The organism is Flavobacterium sp. N502540, assembly GCF_025947365.1.
Lineage (GTDB): Bacteria > Bacteroidota > Bacteroidia > Flavobacteriales > Flavobacteriaceae > Flavobacterium.
On sequence record NZ_CP110012.1, the window covers coordinates 1,814,040 to 1,834,824 of the forward strand.

Annotated in this window: 18 protein-coding genes; 2 read left to right on the forward strand and 16 right to left on the reverse strand. The window is 33.5% G+C overall.

Features of this window, described 5'->3' with window-relative positions; translation table 11 throughout:
- Window positions 1–27 precede the first annotated feature (27 nt).
- The 8 genes from OLM58_RS08075 to OLM58_RS08110 all read right to left on the reverse strand — a co-directional run bounded on the left by OLM58_RS08075 (window position 28) and on the right by OLM58_RS08110 (window position 5,995).
- Window positions 28–462, reverse strand: a complete 435-nt coding sequence (locus OLM58_RS08075) for a hypothetical protein (RefSeq protein WP_264531884.1) — start codon at window positions 460–462, stop codon at window positions 28–30.
- Window positions 459–1,385, reverse strand: a complete 927-nt coding sequence (locus OLM58_RS08080; protein WP_264531885.1) for a hypothetical protein — start codon at window positions 1,383–1,385, stop codon at window positions 459–461. The genes OLM58_RS08075 and OLM58_RS08080 overlap by 4 nt, the downstream gene beginning before the upstream one ends.
- A gap of 511 nt (window positions 1,386–1,896) precedes the next feature.
- Complete coding sequence (locus OLM58_RS08085; RefSeq protein WP_264531886.1) at window positions 1,897–2,847, reverse strand: DUF3078 domain-containing protein; 951 nt, start codon at window positions 2,845–2,847, stop codon at window positions 1,897–1,899.
- An 80-nt stretch (window positions 2,848–2,927) separates the two neighbouring features.
- On the reverse strand, window positions 2,928–3,437 hold the full coding sequence (locus tag OLM58_RS08090; RefSeq protein WP_017494559.1) for a DUF2480 family protein: 510 nt from the start codon (window positions 3,435–3,437) through the stop codon (window positions 2,928–2,930).
- A gap of 69 nt (window positions 3,438–3,506) precedes the next feature.
- Window positions 3,507–3,830 (reverse strand): SUF system Fe-S cluster assembly protein, encoded by a 324-nt coding sequence (locus OLM58_RS08095; protein WP_017494560.1) that lies wholly within the window; start codon window positions 3,828–3,830, stop codon window positions 3,507–3,509.
- A gap of 85 nt (window positions 3,831–3,915) precedes the next feature.
- The gene (locus tag OLM58_RS08100; protein ID WP_173965384.1) at window positions 3,916–4,341 is read right to left on the reverse strand and encodes a SufE family protein; all 426 of its coding nucleotides are present in this window, start codon (window positions 4,339–4,341) and stop codon (window positions 3,916–3,918) included.
- A 2-nt stretch (window positions 4,342–4,343) separates the two neighbouring features.
- Window positions 4,344–4,769: a hypothetical protein gene (locus OLM58_RS08105; protein WP_264531887.1), complete on the reverse strand. Its 426-nt coding sequence runs from the start codon at window positions 4,767–4,769 to the stop codon at window positions 4,344–4,346.
- A gap of 11 nt (window positions 4,770–4,780) precedes the next feature.
- A complete protein-coding gene (locus tag OLM58_RS08110) occupies window positions 4,781–5,995 on the reverse strand; it encodes an aminotransferase class V-fold PLP-dependent enzyme (protein WP_264531888.1) in 1,215 nt (404 codons plus the stop codon).
- Between the two features lie 219 nt (window positions 5,996–6,214).
- Here OLM58_RS08110 and OLM58_RS08115 point away from each other — a divergent pair, with 219 nt between their 5' ends.
- Window positions 6,215–7,564, forward strand: a complete 1,350-nt coding sequence (locus OLM58_RS08115; RefSeq protein ID WP_264531889.1) for a serine hydrolase domain-containing protein — start codon at window positions 6,215–6,217, stop codon at window positions 7,562–7,564.
- A 105-nt stretch (window positions 7,565–7,669) separates the two neighbouring features.
- On the opposite strand, the gene sufD is transcribed toward OLM58_RS08115, so the two are convergent.
- The 6 genes from sufD to OLM58_RS08145 all read right to left on the reverse strand — a co-directional run bounded on the left by sufD (window position 7,670) and on the right by OLM58_RS08145 (window position 12,696).
- Window positions 7,670–8,986 carry a Fe-S cluster assembly protein SufD gene (sufD, locus tag OLM58_RS08120; RefSeq protein ID WP_264531890.1) on the reverse strand — a complete coding sequence of 439 codons (1,317 nt, stop codon included), beginning with the start codon at window positions 8,984–8,986 and terminating at the stop codon, window positions 7,670–7,672.
- Window positions 8,987–9,092: 106 nt separating this feature from the next.
- Window positions 9,093–9,482 carry a four helix bundle protein gene (locus tag OLM58_RS08125; RefSeq protein WP_264531891.1) on the reverse strand — a complete coding sequence of 130 codons (390 nt, stop codon included), beginning with the start codon at window positions 9,480–9,482 and terminating at the stop codon, window positions 9,093–9,095.
- An 86-nt stretch (window positions 9,483–9,568) separates the two neighbouring features.
- Window positions 9,569–10,315 carry a Fe-S cluster assembly ATPase SufC gene (gene sufC, locus OLM58_RS08130; RefSeq protein WP_017494567.1) on the reverse strand — a complete coding sequence of 249 codons (747 nt, stop codon included), beginning with the start codon at window positions 10,313–10,315 and terminating at the stop codon, window positions 9,569–9,571.
- Between the two features lie 12 nt (window positions 10,316–10,327).
- Window positions 10,328–10,816 (reverse strand): flavodoxin family protein, encoded by a 489-nt coding sequence (locus tag OLM58_RS08135; RefSeq protein ID WP_264531892.1) that lies wholly within the window; start codon window positions 10,814–10,816, stop codon window positions 10,328–10,330.
- A gap of 7 nt (window positions 10,817–10,823) precedes the next feature.
- Window positions 10,824–12,272, reverse strand: coding sequence for a Fe-S cluster assembly protein SufB (sufB, locus tag OLM58_RS08140; RefSeq protein WP_264531893.1), 1,449 nt, complete (start codon window positions 12,270–12,272; stop codon window positions 10,824–10,826).
- A gap of 94 nt (window positions 12,273–12,366) precedes the next feature.
- Complete coding sequence (locus OLM58_RS08145) at window positions 12,367–12,696, reverse strand: HesB/IscA family protein (protein WP_017494570.1); 330 nt, start codon at window positions 12,694–12,696, stop codon at window positions 12,367–12,369.
- A 296-nt stretch (window positions 12,697–12,992) separates the two neighbouring features.
- Between OLM58_RS08145 and OLM58_RS08150 the strand changes: the two genes are divergently transcribed.
- Window positions 12,993–13,850, forward strand: a complete 858-nt coding sequence (locus OLM58_RS08150; RefSeq protein ID WP_264531894.1) for an MBL fold metallo-hydrolase — start codon at window positions 12,993–12,995, stop codon at window positions 13,848–13,850.
- 88 nt (window positions 13,851–13,938) lie between these two features.
- Here the strand turns inward: OLM58_RS08150 and OLM58_RS08155 are convergent, their stop codons facing one another.
- The gene (locus tag OLM58_RS08155; RefSeq protein ID WP_264531895.1) at window positions 13,939–17,733 is read right to left on the reverse strand and encodes a T9SS type A sorting domain-containing protein; all 3,795 of its coding nucleotides are present in this window, start codon (window positions 17,731–17,733) and stop codon (window positions 13,939–13,941) included.
- Window positions 17,734–17,886: 153 nt separating this feature from the next.
- The gene (locus OLM58_RS08160; RefSeq protein WP_264531896.1) at window positions 17,887–20,706 is read right to left on the reverse strand and encodes a T9SS type A sorting domain-containing protein; all 2,820 of its coding nucleotides are present in this window, start codon (window positions 20,704–20,706) and stop codon (window positions 17,887–17,889) included.
- Window positions 20,707–20,785 lie beyond the last annotated feature (79 nt).

Genomic DNA, 20,785 nt, shown 5'->3' on the forward strand with positions numbered 1-20,785 from the left:
ATGTAGACTTGTTTGAACATTGTTTATTTAGTGATTGCATTTTTTGATTATTATGGTATCTTTATTAAATACTAATCCTACTTCACCATCAAGTTTTTTTTGAATTTCTTGATTAGATAATTTATTTCCTAAGTCATTTTCGAATAATGTTGTTATTATTGGTAAGCTAATTAATTTTTCATCTATTATTTTGAATTGTTTTCCTGAAGCAAAGGAAGTTAGATAAAAATATTTTCGATCATTTTTTTTAATGGAATATAAAATAATATTTTTTAATTGCCCTGTCATAACTTTTTGTTTTAAAGTGCCATTTAAATCTTCGATTTGAATCTTAACAATTGAAGGAATTAATTTTTGCCTTTGATCTACATATTCAATCTTTTTGATACAAAAATTTTCAGATGATTTTTTCTGACCACAAGAGATACTTAGAATTATAATTGCTATTATTAGTTTTTTCATTTTTTAAAGTATTTTTTTAATTCTGAATAATGTACGTATTTACCCGCTACTTGTTCGATATAATCTTTATATGCTTGTGAAGTGTTTTTCCATGATTTTTCTTGTACTTGTTTCATATAAGCATTGTACTCAAAACGTGTGTTGTAAATTTCCTTTCCTAGTTTTTTTAAATCTTCTACATGCTGACCTCTCTCATGAGAAAAAAGATTTATTATATCATAACCATTTTGTAAACTTGACCCTACCTCACCATACGTAACACTAATGTCTATTTCTCCTGGCTTTAAATGATCTGAACCTGGTGTAACTCCACCATATCTTGATAACGCCATCCCACTTTCTGGATTGTCCGTAATTGTTTTTGCTTTTAATTCATTTAAATTGTACCCGGCTTCTTTATAATAGTGATTAAGAATTCCCCTTGCAATATTCTTTCTTAACTCAAAAGGAAGTTTCGTTATTTCAATTGAATTTTTTTTTCTGATTTCTTTATTGATTGTCCCATTTTTATTATAATAGTTTAAAGGAGTATTAAAATAGCTATACTCCATTTCCAAAGGATTATTATTCTTTATAATGTATATAAGTTTATTATGCAAATTGTCGGACCCCATATAAGTTCCGTTTAGATCAAAATAATCACCTAATTTAGGATCTTCAATATTATTCTGGTTTTCTACATAGATGCTGTCAGATTTATTGGTGTTATTTATATATTGTGCATCATAAAGATCGTTTTTTATAGTGATCTGACCAAGTCTGGTAGTATTGTTTGTGTATTTTGCAGCAAATTTCTCAATTTCAGCAGTATTTTTATCGCCTTCAATCTGCTGACGCCAGATGTTAAGAAAAAAATATCTAAAGCGTGCCATTTCACCTGGACTGGTATCTTTTAATACAATTTTGTGGTTTTTAATAGTCATAATTTTTTTGTGTTAATGAATGGTACTTGATCACTATGGTTTTGTAATTTGTAGTTAGTCAATTTTGCATAGGGTCAATTTCTGGTAAATTTAATAACCACATTTCTTTAGGATAACTAGTTTCTAAAAGGAGACAAAAGTACTCTGAATTAGCTTCTTTAAAAAAAGAGTAGACTTTAAAAATCAGTAGTTTCAGTTGATGTGTTCTATCTTGATTATGAGCTCAGTAGTCTGGGGGAAATTACATTGTTTTCATGCTATATGGCATTATACTCTAATATGTAGAACTAATCAATAGATGTAATTTGGTGTAATATTTATGTGTTTTAGGTGCTTCGTTAAAACTCAAAAAAAAACACCCACTATTTCAATTAAGAAAAAGGGGTGTATAACGAAAATAGAAATTTTAGCTTCTATAGTTTTTTAGGTTTTAAATCTTCTTACTAATTAATGTATTAGGAAGATGTAAGAGAAAGTTTATCGTTTGTGGATTTGTTTTGTATTGTGATTTTTAAAAACCAAAATTTATTCCTACACCAAATATTTGTCTGGTTTGGAATCCACTGAAAGCATTATCGTCATAGATGGCCTGGAAGGATAAGTTTGCCGATAGAAATTTGTTAACTTTCATGATAACATTCAACGAGTAGTTGATATCTACATTTTGCGGATCTTTTAAATAGTTAGAATACAAATTCAGGGTATTCTCGGCAGTTACGTTGGTCATGATAGCCAGTTTGTAATAAACCGAAGCATAAAACCCGAGTTCGTATAACATACTTTTATTGGCATCTACTCCAAAATAAGCCCCGTCTACATAAGGTAATCCTGTTGCCTGATCAATTCCCGAAGTATAAGCGCGGTCTACAAAAGTGAATTTTGAAGTTAGAGGAGCAAAGTTTATTTTTAAATCCTCCGTTTTAGACCAGTAAATACCGGGCCCCGTAGTTAGATACCCCGGAGACATAAACTTGGTGTTTTCAGTTCGGATTTCCTTCCCATTTACATCCTTCCCATACAGATAACCGGTTGTAAATTGGGTTCTGAAATTTAAAAAGAAAGAATAATACCAGTCTCCAAAAGCTTTCTTCCCTACAATTGAATTAAATTCTAAACGGTCATCCGTCTTTTTTTCGAAATCTGTATTTTTAGTTTGCAAAAGACCATATGAAGCCAGAATCTTGTTGTCCCAGGTGAGATCGTCTTTTTTATAGTTAAAGTCATAATTGATTCCTAAAGTTCCGGAGAAGCTGTCTTCACCTCCGGCAACCCAATTGTTAAAGCTAGATTGATTCAGTAAAAGAGACACCGTACCTTTTGCCTTCCATCCTTCATCTTCGATCGTATCATTTATTTTTTTTACCGCTTTTTCAGTATTCTGAATCAGTTCTTTTTCTGAATTTTGTGCATGAACAAAAGTAAAGTTTGCTAAAACAAGGAGTAATAATGCTAGCTTTTTCATGATATCTGGTTTAAATGTGTAAGAACAAATATACTAAATAATCGTTAAAAAGCCTTATGGGATGCAGCTGGGAAGGAGTGTTATTTTTTTGGTTCTTTGTATAAGGGTACCGCCGAACAGGCCTCGCCATACATGATACTTCTTGCAAATGGCTGCAGATAGGTCGCTGCTAAAATGTAAGCACGGGTAGGTACAGGTTTGCGGGAACAGCCTTTTACGATAACAGGTTTGCCTTTATAGGGAGTGTAATCAAGTTTGCTTAATATTTCTTCGTATAAGCTTGCTTCCAGATCTTCTATAGTTCCGTTCACCACTTTTTTGGCGTATGGAGCCAAATGGATTGCAACCAGAATAGAAGACCAGGCAGGAACAATTGCATCTGTACTGCAATTTATAGCCACATATTGATCCTGATATTGCGACCAGTCATGATTTTTTAAATGCTCTCTAAAGTCTTTTTCTTTTAACAAAAAGCCTTCTAAAAGCCATTGTGATATATCGATTTGCACACGTGCTCCTTTTGGGTAATAATCTTCAAGATCAAAAACCTCCAAGGCACTATTAGCAACTTTATTGATAATTTCTTCCATAAGAAAATTTTGGTTTCAAGTTTCAAGTTTTAAGTTGAGTAACGTGAAACTTGAAACTTGAAACAAATATTAAAGCATTCCTAATTCTAATTTTGCTTCTTCGCTCATTAAGTCTTTGCTCCATGGCGGATCGAAAGTAATTTCAACATCAACATCTTTTATGTTTTCAATTGTTTTTACTTTTTCTTCCACTTCTCTTGGCAAACTTTCTGCGACAGGGCAGTTTGGAGAGGTTAAAGTCATTAAGATTTTTACTTCATAATCGGTGTTGACCATTACATCGTAAATCAATCCTAACTCGTATATGTCCACAGGAATTTCCGGATCATAAATGCCTTTTAAAACCTTTACGATAGATTCTCCCAGTTCGTTTGTGTCTATTTCTTGTTCCATTGTTTTTGTTTTTTACCATTAAGACAGTAAGCAAATTAAGTTTAAGGCTTTATGAAACTTAATCTCTTTATGGTTTAATTTTTATTTAATTTTTATTTTTTGCATCAAAAGCCAATGCATACATTTTGATGTTTTTAATCATCGATACCAAACCATTTGCACGTGTTGCGGATAAATGTTCTTTTAGACCAATTTCGTCAATAAAATCAACATCGGCGCTTAAAATATCGGATGCTTTTTGATTGGAGAATGTACGAATTAAAATCGCGATTATTCCTTTAGTCAGGATAGCATCACTATCGGCAGTAAAGACAATGTTGTCTTCTTTTTGTTCCCCTTGCAGCCAAACTTTTGATTGACATCCTTTGATTAAATTGTCGTCGGTTTTATATTCTTCTTTGATTAACGGAAGACTTTTTCCTAATTCGATGATGTACTCGTAACGTTGCATCCAGTCATCAAACATCGAAAATTCGTCTATTATTTCGTTTTGTATTTCTTTTATCGTCATAATTATTTTTTCGTAAAATCCAGCAGCAAATTTACCAAATTTTCTATCTCTTTTGGAGGGTATCCATTGTCGAAACCCTGAGTTTCATAAATTTTCTGATTCTGAGTGACTTTTAAATTTCCCAGAGCAGCTCCATCATGAAAGCGTTTTTGTGTTGGGCCTTTTAAGTCCGGAATAGTTTTGAGATTGATTTTCGAAAATTCAGCTACAATCTGTTTCCATTTTAAATCATCTATTTTGCTCTCCACCGGCTGAGCATTGCGGCCATTGGTCACCGAAACCGTTTTATTCTGTACCACGATTACTTTGTAAGTGCCTCGGGAAACTGCAGAATATTCAATTTCAGTAGCTTTCATGTCAGCTTTTTTTTGGCTGGAACAGCTTGTTCCAATAAAAAACGTTAAGAGCAACAAAGATAATATTCTCATAAAAGATTTTTTTAGCTTAACATAGCTTTCGCTTTTTTAATGGCCTCAACCATTATGTCAATTTCTTCTTTGGTATTGTAAAAAGAAAATGAAGCACGGATCGTTCCCGGAATGCAGAAAAAATTCATAATTGGTTGTGCACAATGATGTCCGGTTCTCACTGCGATTCCCAGTTTGTCGATAATGGAACCAATATCGTACGGATGAATTCCATCAATATTAAACGAAATCACTGAAGCTTTATTTTTTCCGGTTCCGTAAATTTTCAGTCCTTCGATTTCTAATAAACGTTTGGTTGCGTGCTGTAATAAATGTGTTTCATGCTGATGAATGTTATGAAAACCAATGTGGTTCAAATAATCAACGGCAGTTCCTAAAACAATTCCGCCGGCAATATTTGGAGTTCCTGCTTCAAATTTATGAGGTAAATCGGCATAAGTCGTTTTCTCGAAAGTAACTTCTTTGATCATTTCACCGCCACCTTGGTAGGGAGGTAATTTATTCAGCCATTCTTCTTTTCCATAAAGAATTCCGGTTCCCGTTGGTCCGCACATTTTATGTCCTGAAAAAGCATAAAAATCACAATCTAAATCCTGAACATCAGGTTTTAAATGCGGGACGGCCTGTGCACCATCGATCAAAACAGCAGCACCAACAGCATGAGCCTTTTCGATCATATATTTAATAGGATTGATAATTCCTAATGCGTTCGAAATATGATTTACCGTTACCACTTTTGTCTTTTCTGACAATAAGGCATCATAAGCTTCTATTATTAGTTCACCTTCTTCATTCATTGGAATAACTTTAAGAGTTGCTCCTGTTTTCTCACATAACATTTGCCAAGGCACGATGTTGCTGTGATGCTCTAATGAAGAAACAATAACTTCGTCTCCGGGTTTTAAAATGGAAGCAAAACCGTTGGTTACTAAGTTAATTCCATGAGTTGTTCCTGAAGTAAAAAGTACTTCGTGCGAGAATTTCGCATTGATATGATGTTGGATTTTTACTCTTGAAATTTCGTAAGCATCAGTCGCCAATTGGCTTAAAGTATGAACACCACGATGAATGTTGGCGTTTATTTCCTGATAATACTTTGCGATCGCATCAATCACAATTTGTGGTTTTTGCGAAGTTGCACCGTTGTCGAAATATACTAAAGGTTTTCCGTTCACTTTTTCTGAAAGTATCGGAAAATCAGCTCTTATTTTTTGGATGTCTAACATGTCTTATTTAGAAAAATTCTACCTACAAAAGTACTAAAACAAAATGGGTTTATTCATTAAAACTATAATTTCCTTTTATGATGCTATCAATTGAACGGTTGCTTGTAGATTCTTTAAAAATTGATTCATTTTTTTATATTTCATGAATTTTATTTCTGGAATAAGTTGTATAATCTTGATGGTAAAATATTTATATTGCATTAAAAATACCACAACCAGATGAAAAGAATTCTTAAATTACTTGTACTTGTTTTAGTTCTTGCCTTTTTGTATTTCGGGTTTACTACTTATCCTAAACTGGATTTGATTTCAGGCTTCTCGGCCAAAAGTGTTGCATCAGGTCATTTTATTGACAATCGTTCAAAGGAATTAATCGAAAAAACGGATAATGATATTCACATGATCGATTTAGCGGAGAATACTATTGATGATACCGGTAAGTTTGCTATTTCTACAGTTTATGGATTGAAAGAAAGAAAAGCAATTTACAGAGAAGGACTGGGCGCTACTTTGATTGACGATGATTATGATATTTCGAAGCCATACCTGCTTCCAAAAAGAACAAAATTGGTTAACAATCTTCCTTTTCCTTATGGGAATAAAGAAGCAAAGGATACCACTTTTTCAAATATTGATTATACCAAACTGAAAAAAGCTGTGGACGGTTCGTTTGATGTAAAAGGCCAAAAGAATAAACGTACACGTGCCTTGATAGTGGTGTATAAAGACAAACTGATTGCTGAAAAATACGATACTGGTTTTAATAAAGATAGTAAAATTTTAGGATGGTCGATGACTAAAAGTATCACCAGTTCGGCTTTTGGCGTTTTAGCGAAACAACGAAAAATTGACATTTATAAACCTGCTCCGATTGCGGAATGGCGAAATGATGATCGTAAAAATATTACCGTTAATGATTTGCTTCATATGAACTCAGGTTTAGAATGGGAGGAAGATTATACCAAAATTTGTGATGCGACTGAAATGCTTTTTCAGGCAGAAGATATGGGGAAAGTACAAATGGATAAACCCGCTAAATTTAAACCTAATACGCATTGGTACTACTCTTCGGGAACCACTAATCTATTGTGCCGAATTTTAAGAGGTCAGTTTAAGACACAACAGGAGTATCTTGATTTCTGGTATAGTGCCTTGATTGATAAAATTGGGATGAACTCGATGATTGTAGAGCAGGATATGTCGGGAATTTTTGTGGGATCTTCTTATGCGTGGGCAACAGCGAGAGACTGGTCAAAATTCGGACTGCTGTATTTACATAAGGGAAATTGGAACGGAGAGCAGGTTTTAGAGGAGAGCTGGGTAAAGTATACCGCAACTCCAACGAATACTTCAAATGGAGGTTATGGAGCTCAGTTTTGGTTAAATGCCGGAGGGAAGTTTCCCGATGCACCTCGTGATATGTTTTATTGTAATGGCTATCAGGGACAAATGGTAGCGATTATTCCGTCTCTGGATATGGTAATTGTTAGAATGGGAGTGAATGAAGGTGATCATCAATTTGATTTTAATGAATTTTTGAAGGAGATCATTTCTTCAGTAAAAAAATAAATTTAACCGCAAAGACGCCAAGTAAAAAGCGCAAAGTTCGCAAAGTTTAAAACTAAACTCTGCGAACTTTGCGTAACTCTTTGCGAACCTTGCGGTCAAATCATTTTACAAATCAAATCCTAAATTAACGCCTAATTTTGTAGCGATGATTTTAGTAATTCGTTGTTTTAATTCCGGTATTTTAATGCTTTCGATTACGGCATTCGAGAAGGCGTACATCAATAAAGCTTTAGCTTCTTTTTTCGGGATTCCGCGTGACTGCATGTAGAACATTGCGGTTTCGTCTAATTGTCCAACCGTACAACCGTGAGAACATTTTACGTCGTCGGCAAAAATTTCCAATTGCGGCTTGGCATTGATCGTAGCTTTGTCACTCAATAAAATGTTGTTGCTTTTTTGGAAAGCATTTGTTTTTTGAGCTTCTTTCTCTACTAAAACTTTTCCGTTGAAAACTCCTGTTGAACGATCAGAGAAAATTCCTTTATAATCCTGGAAACTTTCGCAATTTGGCGTTGCGTGATTCACTAAAGTATAATGGTCAACATGCTGCTTGTCATTCAAAATAGAAATTCCGTTAAGCGTACTTGTTAATCTTTCACCAAAATGGTAAAAGTTTAAGTTGTTACGCGTTAGGTTTCCTCCAAATGAAAAGGTATGAACATAAGCATGACTTTCCTGTTGTTGAGAAACGTAAGTGTTGTCTACTAAATTCGCTTCGCTATTGTCGTTCTGAATTTTGTAATAATCAACAATAGCACGTTTTTGAGCGAAAATCTCTGTAACCGAATTGGTTAGAACGGGATTCTCATTCAAACTCTGGTGACGCTCGATAATCTGAACATGTGAGTTTTCACCAACAATAATAAGATTTCTAGGCTGAACCATTAATGCAGCTTCATTACCGGTAGAGAAATACATGATTTCGATAGGTTTGTCGGCTACTTTCTTTTTTGGGATATTGATGAAAGCCCCTTCACTTGCAAAGGCTGTATTCAACGAAGTCAAACTATCGTCTTTACTTGCTACCTGATTGAAGTAGGTATCAATAATCATTTTATATTTTGGTTTGGTCAATGCCGAAGACATTAAGCAAACATCGATTCCGTCATGTGTAGTCGAAGACAAATGCGAGCTAAAAACACCATCGATGAACACTAATTTATAAGTGTCGATTTCATGTAAAAAATATTTCTTTACCTGATTAAATTCGATTGCACTTTCTTGCTTAGGAAAAACCGTAAAGTCATTTTTTAAGATGGCGTTTAACGATGTGTATTTCCAAGCTTCTTCCTTTTTGGTTGGGAAACCTTTATTTTCAAAGTTTTTTAGTGCTTTGGTGCGAATGTCATGCAAATCTGAATGTACATCGACACGCTCTTCAAAAGCCATAAAAGACGATACTAATTTTTCTTTTAAATCCATTTTTCTTTTGTTTCCTTCGGAGTTTCAGGTTTCAAGTTTCAGGTTGTTTGCCGGAACTTAATTCCTTTGAATCCTTTTGTTTCAGGTTTAAAGTTTCACGTTTAATCTACTGAAACTTATTTCCTTTGAAATCTTTTTTATTTAGATAAGAGATAAAGTTTTTTATTTTACCGCTTAAATTTTCATAATCTGTTTTTAAAGCCTCAAATTTTTGATCCGAAATGTATTCAAAATCAAAAATTCTGTATAATTGCGATCTTGTTTCTCCGGCTGAACCTTTTGCGATGGATAAGAATTGTCTAAACTCTAAATTTCCATCTCGTTCAAAACCCTCAGCAATGTTATCCATTACTGAGCCAGAAGAAGCTTTTATTTGATTTTTAAATCTGAGATCTGACCTTAACTCAGTGTGAATTGCAATAAGATGAATTTCTTTTGCTAATCGTCGAGCTTCTTTCCAAATTTCTAAATCCTCAAATCGTGATAATGTCGCCATAATTTCTGTTTAAATAATTTAAGTTTAAACTTACAAAATATAAGTCAACTTGAAACTAAAAAAAACATGAAACTTGAAACAAAAATTTAGTTTTCCGCTTTAATCCAGTCGTATCCTTTTTCTTCCAATTCGTAAGCTAGTTCTTTTCCACCAGATTTTACGATTCTTCCGTTGTAAAGAACGTGAACGAAATCCGGAACGATATAATCTAATAAACGTTGGTAGTGCGTGATTACGATGATGGCGTTTTTCTCGCTTTTCAATTTGTTAACACCATTTGCAACAATTCTAAGGGCATCGATATCAAGACCAGAATCTGTTTCGTCAAGGATGGCTAATTTTGGCTCTAACATTGCCATTTGAAAAATCTCATTTCTTTTTTTCTCTCCTCCGGAAAAACCTTCGTTAAGAGAACGAGATAAAAATTTACGGTCGATTTCTAACAATTCAGATTTCTCACGAATCACTTTCAGCATTTCGTTTGCAGGCATTTCTTCCTGACCGTTTGCTTTACGAGTTTCATTGATGGCAGTTTTCATGAAGTTAGTTACGCTAACTCCCGGAATTTCTACAGGATATTGAAAAGAAAGGAAAACTCCTTTGTGTGCTCTTTCTTCAGGAGCAAGATCAGCAAGATCTTCTCCGTCAAGGAAAACTTCTCCGTCAGTAACTTCATAGTTTTCGTTTCCGGCAATTACAGCCGAAAGTGTACTTTTTCCGGAACCGTTTGGTCCCATGATAGCGTGTACTTCGCCAGCTTTTACTTCTATATTAATTCCTTTAAGGATTTCTTTATCACCAATTGAGGCGTGAAGGTTTTTTATTGATAACATTGTCTTTTTATTTTATATAAATGTCAATTCTATTTTTGTTGTTTCGTTTAGGATGTTGGCATTAAAATGCGCGTGTCCTAAATATTCCATGCCTAGATAATCGGCTGATTTTTTGAACGGAATGTAAAAACTCTCTTCAATTTCATTATCGTGTGAATTGGAGATCACACCAATTTTCTTCCCTCTGAGTTTTCTTCCGGTTTCTTTTTCAATTCGGATTAGATCCGAAAAGCGGTCAAAGAATACCTTCATGATTCCACTCATATTATACCAATATATAGGCGTTGCAAAAATTAAAGTGTCATACTTTTCGATGATATCTTTTATTAAAGGAAAAAAATCATCTTCTCTGTTCTTACTTTCGTAATCATAATAGGAAATATTATAATCACTAAGATTAATTATATCTATTCCGGTTTCTTTAGAAATTTCATCCGCGATTCTGGTTGTATTTCCGTTTTTTCTGGAGGAGCCTAAAATGATTACTTTTTTATCTTCCATCTCGCAATTAACCAACAGATCCTTCTAAAGAAATTTCTAATAATTTTTGAGCTTCAACAGCAAATTCCATTGGTAATTTGTTCAATACATCTTTACTGAAACCGTTTACAATTAGGGCAATCGCTTTTTCAGTAGGGATACCTCTCTGGTTGCAATAAAAAACCTGATCTTCTCCAATTTTACTTGTTGTTGCTTCGTGCTCTATTTTGGCTGATGGATTTTTACTTTCGATATATGGGAAAGTATGTGCACCACAATTATTCCCCATTAAAAGAGAATCACATTGCGAAAAGTTTCTGGCATTTTCAGCTCTTGGACTAATCTGAACTAATCCGCGGTAACTGTTTTGAGATTTACCAGCTGAGATACCTTTAGAGATAATAGTCGATTTAGTATTTTTTCCTAAATGGATCATTTTAGTTCCGGTATCAGCTTGTTGGTAATTATTGGTAACGGCAATAGAGTAAAATTCTCCAACCGAATTGTCGCCTTTAAGTACACAAGAAGGATATTTCCAGGTTACAGCAGAACCTGTTTCCACCTGCGTCCATGAAATTTTAGCGTTTGTTTCGCATAAACCTCTTTTGGTAACGAAGTTATAAACACCACCTTTTCCTTCTTTGTTTCCAGGGAACCAGTTCTGAACGGTAGAATATTTAATTTCAGCGTCATCTAAAGCGATTAATTCAACTACCGCAGCGTGTAATTGATTTTCGTCACGGCTTGGAGCGGTACAGCCTTCAAGGTACGAAACGTAACTTCCTTCATCAGCAATAACTAGTGTTCTCTCGAACTGACCAGTTCCTGCCTGATTGATTCTGAAATAAGTAGAAAGTTCCATTGGGCAACGAACGCCTTTTGGGATATAGCAGAAACTTCCGTCAGAGAAAACCGCTGAGTTTAAGGCAGCATAGAAGTTGTCTTTTTGAGGTACAACAGTTCCTAAGTATTTTTTTACTAATTCAGGGTGTTCTTTTATAGCTTCTGAAATCGGGCAAAAAATAATTCCTTTTTCAGCAAGAGTTTTTTTGAAGGTCGTAGCTACAGAAACAGAATCGACTACAATATCCATAGCGACATTGTTCATCTTCTTTTGTTCGTCGATAGAGATCCCTAATTTTTTGTACATCTCTAAAAGTTCAGGATCTACATCGTCCAAAGTTTTGTTTGGATCTACCTGTTTTGGAGCTGAATAATAAGAAATAGCCTGAAAGTCAGGTTTTTCATAATGTACATTTGCCCATTCTGGTTCGATCATTTCTTTCCAGGCACGAAAAGCTTCAATGCGCCAGTCGGTCATCCATTGTGGTTCTTCTTTTTTAAGAGAAATAGCTCTTACGATGTCTTCGTTTAAACCAATAGGAAAGGTCTCCGATTCAATATCAGTATAAAACCCGTATTCGTATTCTTTAGTTTCGAGTTCGATTTTTAAATCGTCTTCTGTGTATTTGCTCATTGTTTTTTTATTGAAAGATTCAAAAATTGAAGGATTTAAATAACATCACTTCTGTAATTTTTAAATCTTTAAATTTTGCAATCGTTTAATTATTTTATAGTGAAAAAGATTCTCCGCAACCACAAGTTCTGCTTGCATTCGGATTATTGAATACAAAACCTTTTCCGTTTAATCCACCTGAAAATTCAAGAATTGTTCCGGCCAGATATAGAAATGATTTCTTTTCAACTGCAATTGTTATGTCGTTGTCTACAAATATTTTATCGTCGTCGCCTTTGGTTTTGTCGAATTTTAAATCATAAGACAAACCAGAGCATCCACCGCTTTTTACGCCTACTCTTACGTAGTCGCTAGCAGCATCAAAACCATCTTCTCTCATCAAATCGATGATTTTATTTTTGGCAGTATCAGAAACTTTTATCATTGTTTATCGTGTTTATTTTTGCTTCCACCTCAATTTTGCTCTTAAAAATAGTAATCCGAAGATTACGATTTTAAAGTGCTGTCTTTCAATGTTGAAATGAAATTATTTGCAAAGATACGACTTAAAAACCTTTTTCCATAACGGTTGACATTATTATAACAAATGTTAAAATAGATATATGTTATATTAATAAAAGAATGAGACTTTATTATTGTTTTTTGAAGACTTTATGATGGTTTGTTGTAAAAATGAAATAGTATTTCCTAGTTTTGTTTTCCTATTAAAAATCTATTCTCATGAAACTTTACCCTATAGAATCCGGAAATTTTAAGTTAGATGGCGGCGCCATGTTTGGCGTAGTTCCTAAAACCATCTGGAACAAAACCAATCCTGCCGATGCTAATAACTTAATTGATATTGCTGCACGCTGCCTGCTTATTGAAGATGGAAATCGTCTGATTTTGATTGATACCGGAATGGGAGACAAACAATCGGAGAAGTTTTTTGGCTATTATTCGCTCTGGGGATCGCATTCGATCGACAAATCGTTAGCGAAATATGGTTTTCAGAGAGACGATATTACAGACGTTTTTATGACGCATTTGCATTTTGATCATTGTGGCGGAAGTGTGCAATGGAATTCAGACCGGACTTTTTACGAGCCGGCTTTTAAAAATGCGAAGTTTTGGACGAATGAAAATCATTGGGAATGGGCAACAAAACCCAATGCACGTGAAAAGGCTTCTTTTCTTTCAGAGAATATTTTGCCTATGCAGGAAAGTGGACAATTGCATTTTATAAGTCGTCCAGAGAGTGATTTTGGTTTTTCTGAGGAAATGAATTTTGGAATTTATTATGTGGATGGCCATACCGAAAAACAAATGATCCCACATATCCAATATCAGGATAAAACGATTGTTTTTTGTGCCGATTTGCTGGCTACAGCGGGACATATTCCGTTACCCTATGTAATGGGCTATGATACGCGACCTTTGCTAACCATGCCGGAAAAATCAAAGTTTTTGAACGCAGCGGCTGACAATAACTATTATTTGTTTTTAGAACATGATGCGCACAATCAGATTATAACGGTGGAACATACCGAAAAAGGTGTTCGCTTAAAAGAAGTATTTACCTGCGAAGAAATTCTTTAAAATTAAAGCTATAAATGCAAAAAAGTCCCATTTTCATGATGTCGAAAGTGGGACTTTTTATTAACAAATTTAATTCAACAAATTATAATTACTCTACAATAATTTTTTTAGCTGAAGCTGCATCTTTATTTATTAAGTATATGTAATAAACTCCTTTTGGTAAACCGGATAAATCGATTGTATTATTGAGATCACTTGAATTTAATGTAAATGATTTCACAAGCTGGCCCAGACTATTATAAAGAGTTGCTTTTTCTAAACTTGCATTTTGAATGTTTAGGTCGCCCTTTGTTGGATTTGGATAGATTGTTACTTTTTCAAAATTGTTGGTATCAATACCTAATGTTTTACAAGTGTTAGAATAAGTGGCACTTTTTTCTTTAATGTTTGCCCAGTTGGCATTTGAATAATCGGCATCATCCACTTGTATACAGCTTAGTGTTTTATTTCCTAAGAAGCTGGTGTATATGGCGGTAGCAGCATTTTTACCGGATTTAGACGGCAATACGAAATTTTTATTGTTACCATTTTGGACATTCAGTGAAGTTAACGGGTTAAATTCAAGGAAAACAAGTTCTAAAAGGGGATTATGTGATAAATCTAAAGATGTTAATTTATTCCAGCTTAAACTTATTATTTTTAAAAGCGGGTTGTTGCTAAGGTCTAAAGATGCTAATTGGTTACTGCTAAAGTATAAGTTTTCCAGTTTTTTATTAGAGGAAACGTCTAATTTTGAAATTGTAGTAAAATTGCAACTTAACGTTTCAAGATTAGGTTGATTTGATATATTTAATGTGGTTAAATTATCTTGACCACAAGAGAGAGATCTTAGTTGAGTATTTGAAGATATATCTAGATCATTTAGAAGATTTCTATCACAGGTTAAAAAATGAAGTTCCTTGTTTTGAGATAAATCAATTGTTGAAACCTGGTTTTCGCTAAAGGTTAAACTAAGTAACTTTTTGTTTTTGGTAACGTCTAAGCTCGTCAATTTGTTTTCAAATAAATCTAAACCAAGTAATGCTTCGTTATTTTTGATATTTATATTGCTTATTGTATTGTAATTACAATTTAAAGAAGTTAATGCAATGAAATCTTCTATTCCCGAAATGTCGCTAATGTTAGAATTAGAAATGTCTAAAGAGATAACTTTGTTTACACTTGCGGTTGCAACTTTACCATTTTTGCCGTCTTTGTCAATTTCCAGAGCAATTAACTTATCTTCAAAATTAGAGTCCGGAATTAGGGTGTATCTGGTACAGTCTACATTGTAGTTTGCAGCCGTATCTTTGAAAGTACTCCAATTCGTATTGGCATAAGCATCGTCATCAACCTGAATGCAATTTAGATTAGGATTGTTCTTAAAATTAGAGTTTACATCAAAATTTATATTATTCCCGTTCTTTAGATTTAAACTTTCTAAAGAATTATTGGTGCAATTAAGAAGGGTTAAAGCTTTATTTTGAGAAACATCTAAAAGAGACAATAGATTTCCGGAACAATTTAGAGAGTTTAAACTGGTGAAACCTTTAATTCCGGTTAAGTTTTTTATAGTGCTTGAAGCAACGTCTAAAGAAGCTATATTTTCAATACTGCTGTTTAAAACTGTACCGTTTTTACCGTCTTTGTCAATGTTTAATGCAATTAACTTATCTTCAAAAGCGGGATCTGGAATTGCCGTAACCTGAGAGCAATCTACAGTTGAGTACGATGCAGAAACATCTTTAAAACTTCCCCATTTTTCATTTGAATAAAGAGCATTGTCTACTAAGATGCATGTTAGTAAAGGGTTTTCAGTAAAATTAATAGCATTGTAAGTAATTTGCATAGAGCGGTTGTTTCCATTTTTTAAATTTATTGTGGTCAATAATTTATTTTCAGGACATTTTAAAGATGTTAAAGATCGGTTTTTAGAAAGATCTAAACTTGTTAACAGGTTTGAAGCGCACCATAATGCAGATAGATTTTTATTGTTGGATGTATCAATATTGGTTAGTTTGTTTGAATCAACGCTTAGAAGTCTCAAATTAACATTTTGCGAAAGGTCGAGATTTGTTATTTGATTGTAAGCAAGTGTTAAATATAGTAGAGTAAGGTTTTTGGATGTATTTAATGTTGTTAAATTATTGAAACCTGCTTCTAGGGATAATAATTGCAAATTTTGAGAGATGTCAAGACTGGTTATGTTGTTGGACATACAGCTTAATGACGTTAAAGATTTAAAATCCTGAATTCCGGTTAGGTCGCTAATATTACTATAGTAAAGATCTATTTCTGTGATAGTGGAAATTTTTGAAGTTAGGACTTTTCCGTCTGGAGCTCCCGAGTCGATTCCTAATGCTATTAGTTTTTTCTCAAAATTAATATCCGGAATTAAGGTGTATGATCCAGGAGCGATACAAGGGGTCGAGGAAAAGGATGTCGTTGGGTCTTTTTTGGTTGACCAATTTGTATTTGCAGCTGCAACATCACTAACCTGAATACAAGTTAATTTTGGATTCGATGTGAAAGAGATTTGATTGCTAAGTAAGGATGTATTGTTAGTGAGATTTAAACTTGTCAATAGATTCTCTTGTAAATATAAAGTAGTTAGTCCCGGATTATTGGAAACGTCTAATGTTTCGAACTTATTTTGACGAAGGTCCAGACTGCGCAAAGCTTTATTTTGAGACAGATCTATCGTTGTTAATAGACTGTTTGCTGCCGTGAAAGACTCAAGAGCTTTGTTTTTGGTCAGATCAGGACTTTTTGCTAAATTGTTTCCGGAGACGGACAAATAAGTAAGTTTTAAATTTTGAGATACGTCAAGATCTGTTATTTTATTTTGATTAATAGTAAGTGTTTCCAGAGCTTTATTAGCGGTTAAATCAATATTTGAAATTTGATTTGAGCTCACATTTAATTGAATTAATGAAAGGTTTTTAGAAACATCTATAGTGGTTAGACTATTTCCTGCAATAAAAAATTTCTCTAATGATAAGTTTTTAGTGATATCAATTGTTGTCAGTTTATTATAAGGACAATAGAGCAATTTTAAGGCTAAGTTTTGTGATACGTCTAAGTCTGTTAGCTGATTTCCGGAGCAGTATAATGTGGTTAGCTTTGTATTTTTAGTAACGTTTAATTTTGTCAATTTACCTGTTACTCCTCCATTAGGGTCGGAAGCTCCAGAACAATACAAGGTTTCTAAGTTATAAAAATCTTCAAGTCCTGTTAAGTCATAAACTATTGTGGTGGCAAGGTCTAAAATTTTAACTTTTATAATATTGGCTGTTAATACCTTTCCATCGGCAGTTCCGGAGTCAATTCCTAATGCGATTAACCTGTTTTCAAAATTCACGTCAGGTATTAAAGTGTATGGAGAAGGAACATCAGCAACATCTACAACAGAAATGTTATCGACTAAAATTTCAGAGTTCAGTGTTCCTGTGGTCCAGATATCTATTTCTATGTTTTCGCTTACGGTTGGGGTATACTCAAATTCGATTTTTCTCCATTCTGAGCTTGAAAACACTGCATCTGTTTTTTTAATAATCTCAGCTTTAAAAGTGCCTGGTTTATGATATAAACTAAAATCAAGAGCAGAAAATGTACCGGAAACTAATTTGTGGTACATGGTTATACGGTACGTTTTATTTGCTGTTACCGGAAAAAATTCGCTATTAATATAGTTAAATGTACCGCTGGAAATCTTCATATTGGTACTCGAGGAACCTTTTTGAGCTGTTGTACTTTGAGAAATAAATCCACTAAAATAGCGATACCAGTTATCGGGTTGTGATGAGGAAGACCAGGTTTCGAAGTCACCATTTGGGACTAAATTAGTCTGGGCATAAATTGAAAAATTTGCTAGTAACAGCAATAAAAGTAGTTTTATTTTCATAGGTAAGTGATTAGTTGCTACAAGTCTACGAATTGCTATTTGAAATTCCTTACGGGAAGCCGTAACGAGCCGAATTTAATTTTGGGGTAATTAAGACATGAAAAAATCCCATTCGCCGCAGCGAATGGGATTTTTGGGATTAACAAATTATAATTACTCTACAATAATTTTTTTAACGGAAGCTGTATCTTTATTTATTAAGTACACATAATAAACACCTTTTGTAAGACCTGATAAATCGATAGTATTATCTGTAGTATTTGAGTTTAGTGTAAATGATTTTACCAGTTGCCCTAATGTGTTATAAACAGTTACTTTTTCTAAAGTTGCATTTTGAATGTTTACTTCGCCTTTGGTTGGATTTGGATAGATCGTTACTTTGTCAAAAACATTGGTCACAACATCTAATGTTTTACAAGAGTTAGAATAAGTAGCATTTTTTTCCTTAATATTTGACCAGTTAGCATTTGAATAATCGGCATCATCTACCTGTATACAATTTAGCGTTTTGTTTCCTAAAAAGCTAGTGTATATGGCCGTAGCGGCATTTTTTCCGGTTTTAGACGGCAACACTAAATTTTTATTGTTGCCATTTTGAATATTCAGAGAAGTTAGTGGGTTAAATTCAAGGAAAACAAGTTCTAAAAGGGGATTATGTGATAAATCTAGTAATGTCAACTGATTCCAGGCAAGATTTAATCTTTTTAAACGAGGATTATTGCTAAGGTCTAAGGTGGTTAATTGAGCATTATCAAAATATAAGTCTTCTAATTTTGGATTAGAAGAAACATCTAGTTTTGAAATTTTAGTATAGGTGCAGTTTAATTGCAAAAGATTAGGTTGATTTGATACATCCAATGTGGTTAGATTATTATTACCACAATAAATGGATTCTAGTTCAGTATTTGCTGATAAATCAATGCTAGTTAACTGATTTCGATCCGCCGTTATGGAATAAATTTTTTTATTTTGCGATAAATCAATGGTTGAAATTTGATTCATACTAAACATTAAATTAAAGAGTTCTTTGTTTGCAGTGACATCCAGAGCTTTTAGTTTATTGTCGTGCAGTGCTAATTTTATAAGTGATTTGTTCTGACTTACATTAATCGACTGTATATTGTTATAGTTAAGATCTAAGTAGGTCAATGACGTGAAATCTTCTATACCTTTAACGTCACTAATGTTAGAATTAGAAAGGTCTAAGAAGGTTACTTTATTGATACTTGCGGTTGTAACTTTACCGTTTTTACCGTCTTTGTCAATTTCCAGCGCAATTAATTTATCTTCAAAATTTGAATCCGGAATTAGGGTGTATATAGTACAGTCTAAATTGTAGTTAGCAGTCGTATCTTTGAGAGCGATCCAATTCGTATTGGCATAAACATCGTCGTCAACCTGAATGCAATTTAAATTAGGGTTGTTCTTAAAGTTAGAGTTTAAATCAAACTTTGTATTATTTCCATTTTTTAGGTCTAAACTTTCCAAAGAATTATTGCTACAATTAAGAAGGGTTAAAGCTTTATTTTGAGAAAGATCTAAAAGAGACAATAGATTCCCGGAACAATCTAGAGCGTTTAATTTTTTAAAACTTTCAATTCCGGTTAAGTCTTTTATAGTACTTGAAGAAACATCTAAAGAAGTTAAATTTTCAATACTGCTGTTTAAAACCGTTCCGTTTTTACCGTCTTTGTCAATATCTAATGCAATTAATTTGTCTTCAAATACGGGATCCGGAATTGCTGTAATTTGAGAGCAGTCTACAGTAGAGTAAGATGCTGAAGTTTCTTTAAAGTCTTTCCACATTTTATTGGAATAAAGAGCATCGTCGACTATGATACAAGTTAGTAATGGTGTTTTTGTAAAATTAGTAGCATTGTAAGTAATTTGCATATAGCGGTTGTTTCCATTTTTTATATTTATTGTGGTCAATAATTTATTTTCAGAGCAATTTAAAGATGATAGAGATGGATTTTTAGAAAGATCTAGGCTAGTTAACAGGTTTGAAGAGCACCATAATGAAGATAAAAGCTTATTGTTTGTAAAATCAATACTAGTTAATTGGTTAGAACCACAGTTTAGGAGACGTAAATTAACATTTAGAGAAAGATCAAGACTTGTTATTTGATTATAATTAAGTGACAGGTATTCTAAAGCAAGGTTTTTTGAAGTGTCTAGCGTGATTAAATTGTTGTAACCTGCAAGTAAAAAGTATAAGGCCTGGTTTTTAGAGATGTCAAGATTCGTTATCTTGTTAGACATACAATTTAGATAAGTTAAGGCCTTAAAATCCTGAATTCCGGTCAAGTCTGTAATATTACTATTGTTAAGTTCCAGTTTTGTAATGTTGGAAATTTTTGAGGTTAGGACCTTTCCATCGGCAGTTCCGGAGTCAATTCCTAATGCGATTAACTTGTTTTCAAAATTCACGTCAGGTATTAGGGTATATGGTGAAGGAACATCAGCAATATCTACAACAGAAATGTTATCGACTAAAATTTCAGAGTTCAGCGTTCCTGTGGTCCAGATATCTATTTCTATGTTTTCGCTTACGGTTGGGGTGTACTCAAATTCGATTTTTCTCCATTCTGAGCTTGAAAACACGGCATCTGTTTTTTTAAGAATCTCAGCTTTAAAAGCACCTGGTTTATGATATAAACTGAAATCAAGAGCAGAAAATGTACCGGAAACTAATTTGTGGTACATGGTTATACGGTACGTTTTATTTGCTGTTACCGGAAAAAATTCGCTATTAATATAGTTAAATGTACCGCTGGAAATCTTCATATTGGTACTCGAGGAACCTTTTTGAGATATTGTACTTTGAGAAATAAATCCACTAAAATAGCGATACCAGTTATCGGGTTGTGATGAGGAAGACCAGGTTTCGAAGTCACCATTTGGGATTAAATTAGTCTGGGCATAAATTGAAAAATTTGCTAGTAACAGCAATAAAAGTAGTTTTATTTTCATAGGTAAGTGATTAGTTGCTACAAGTCTACGAATTGCTATTTGAAATTCCTTACGGGAAGACGTAATGGATATGATTATA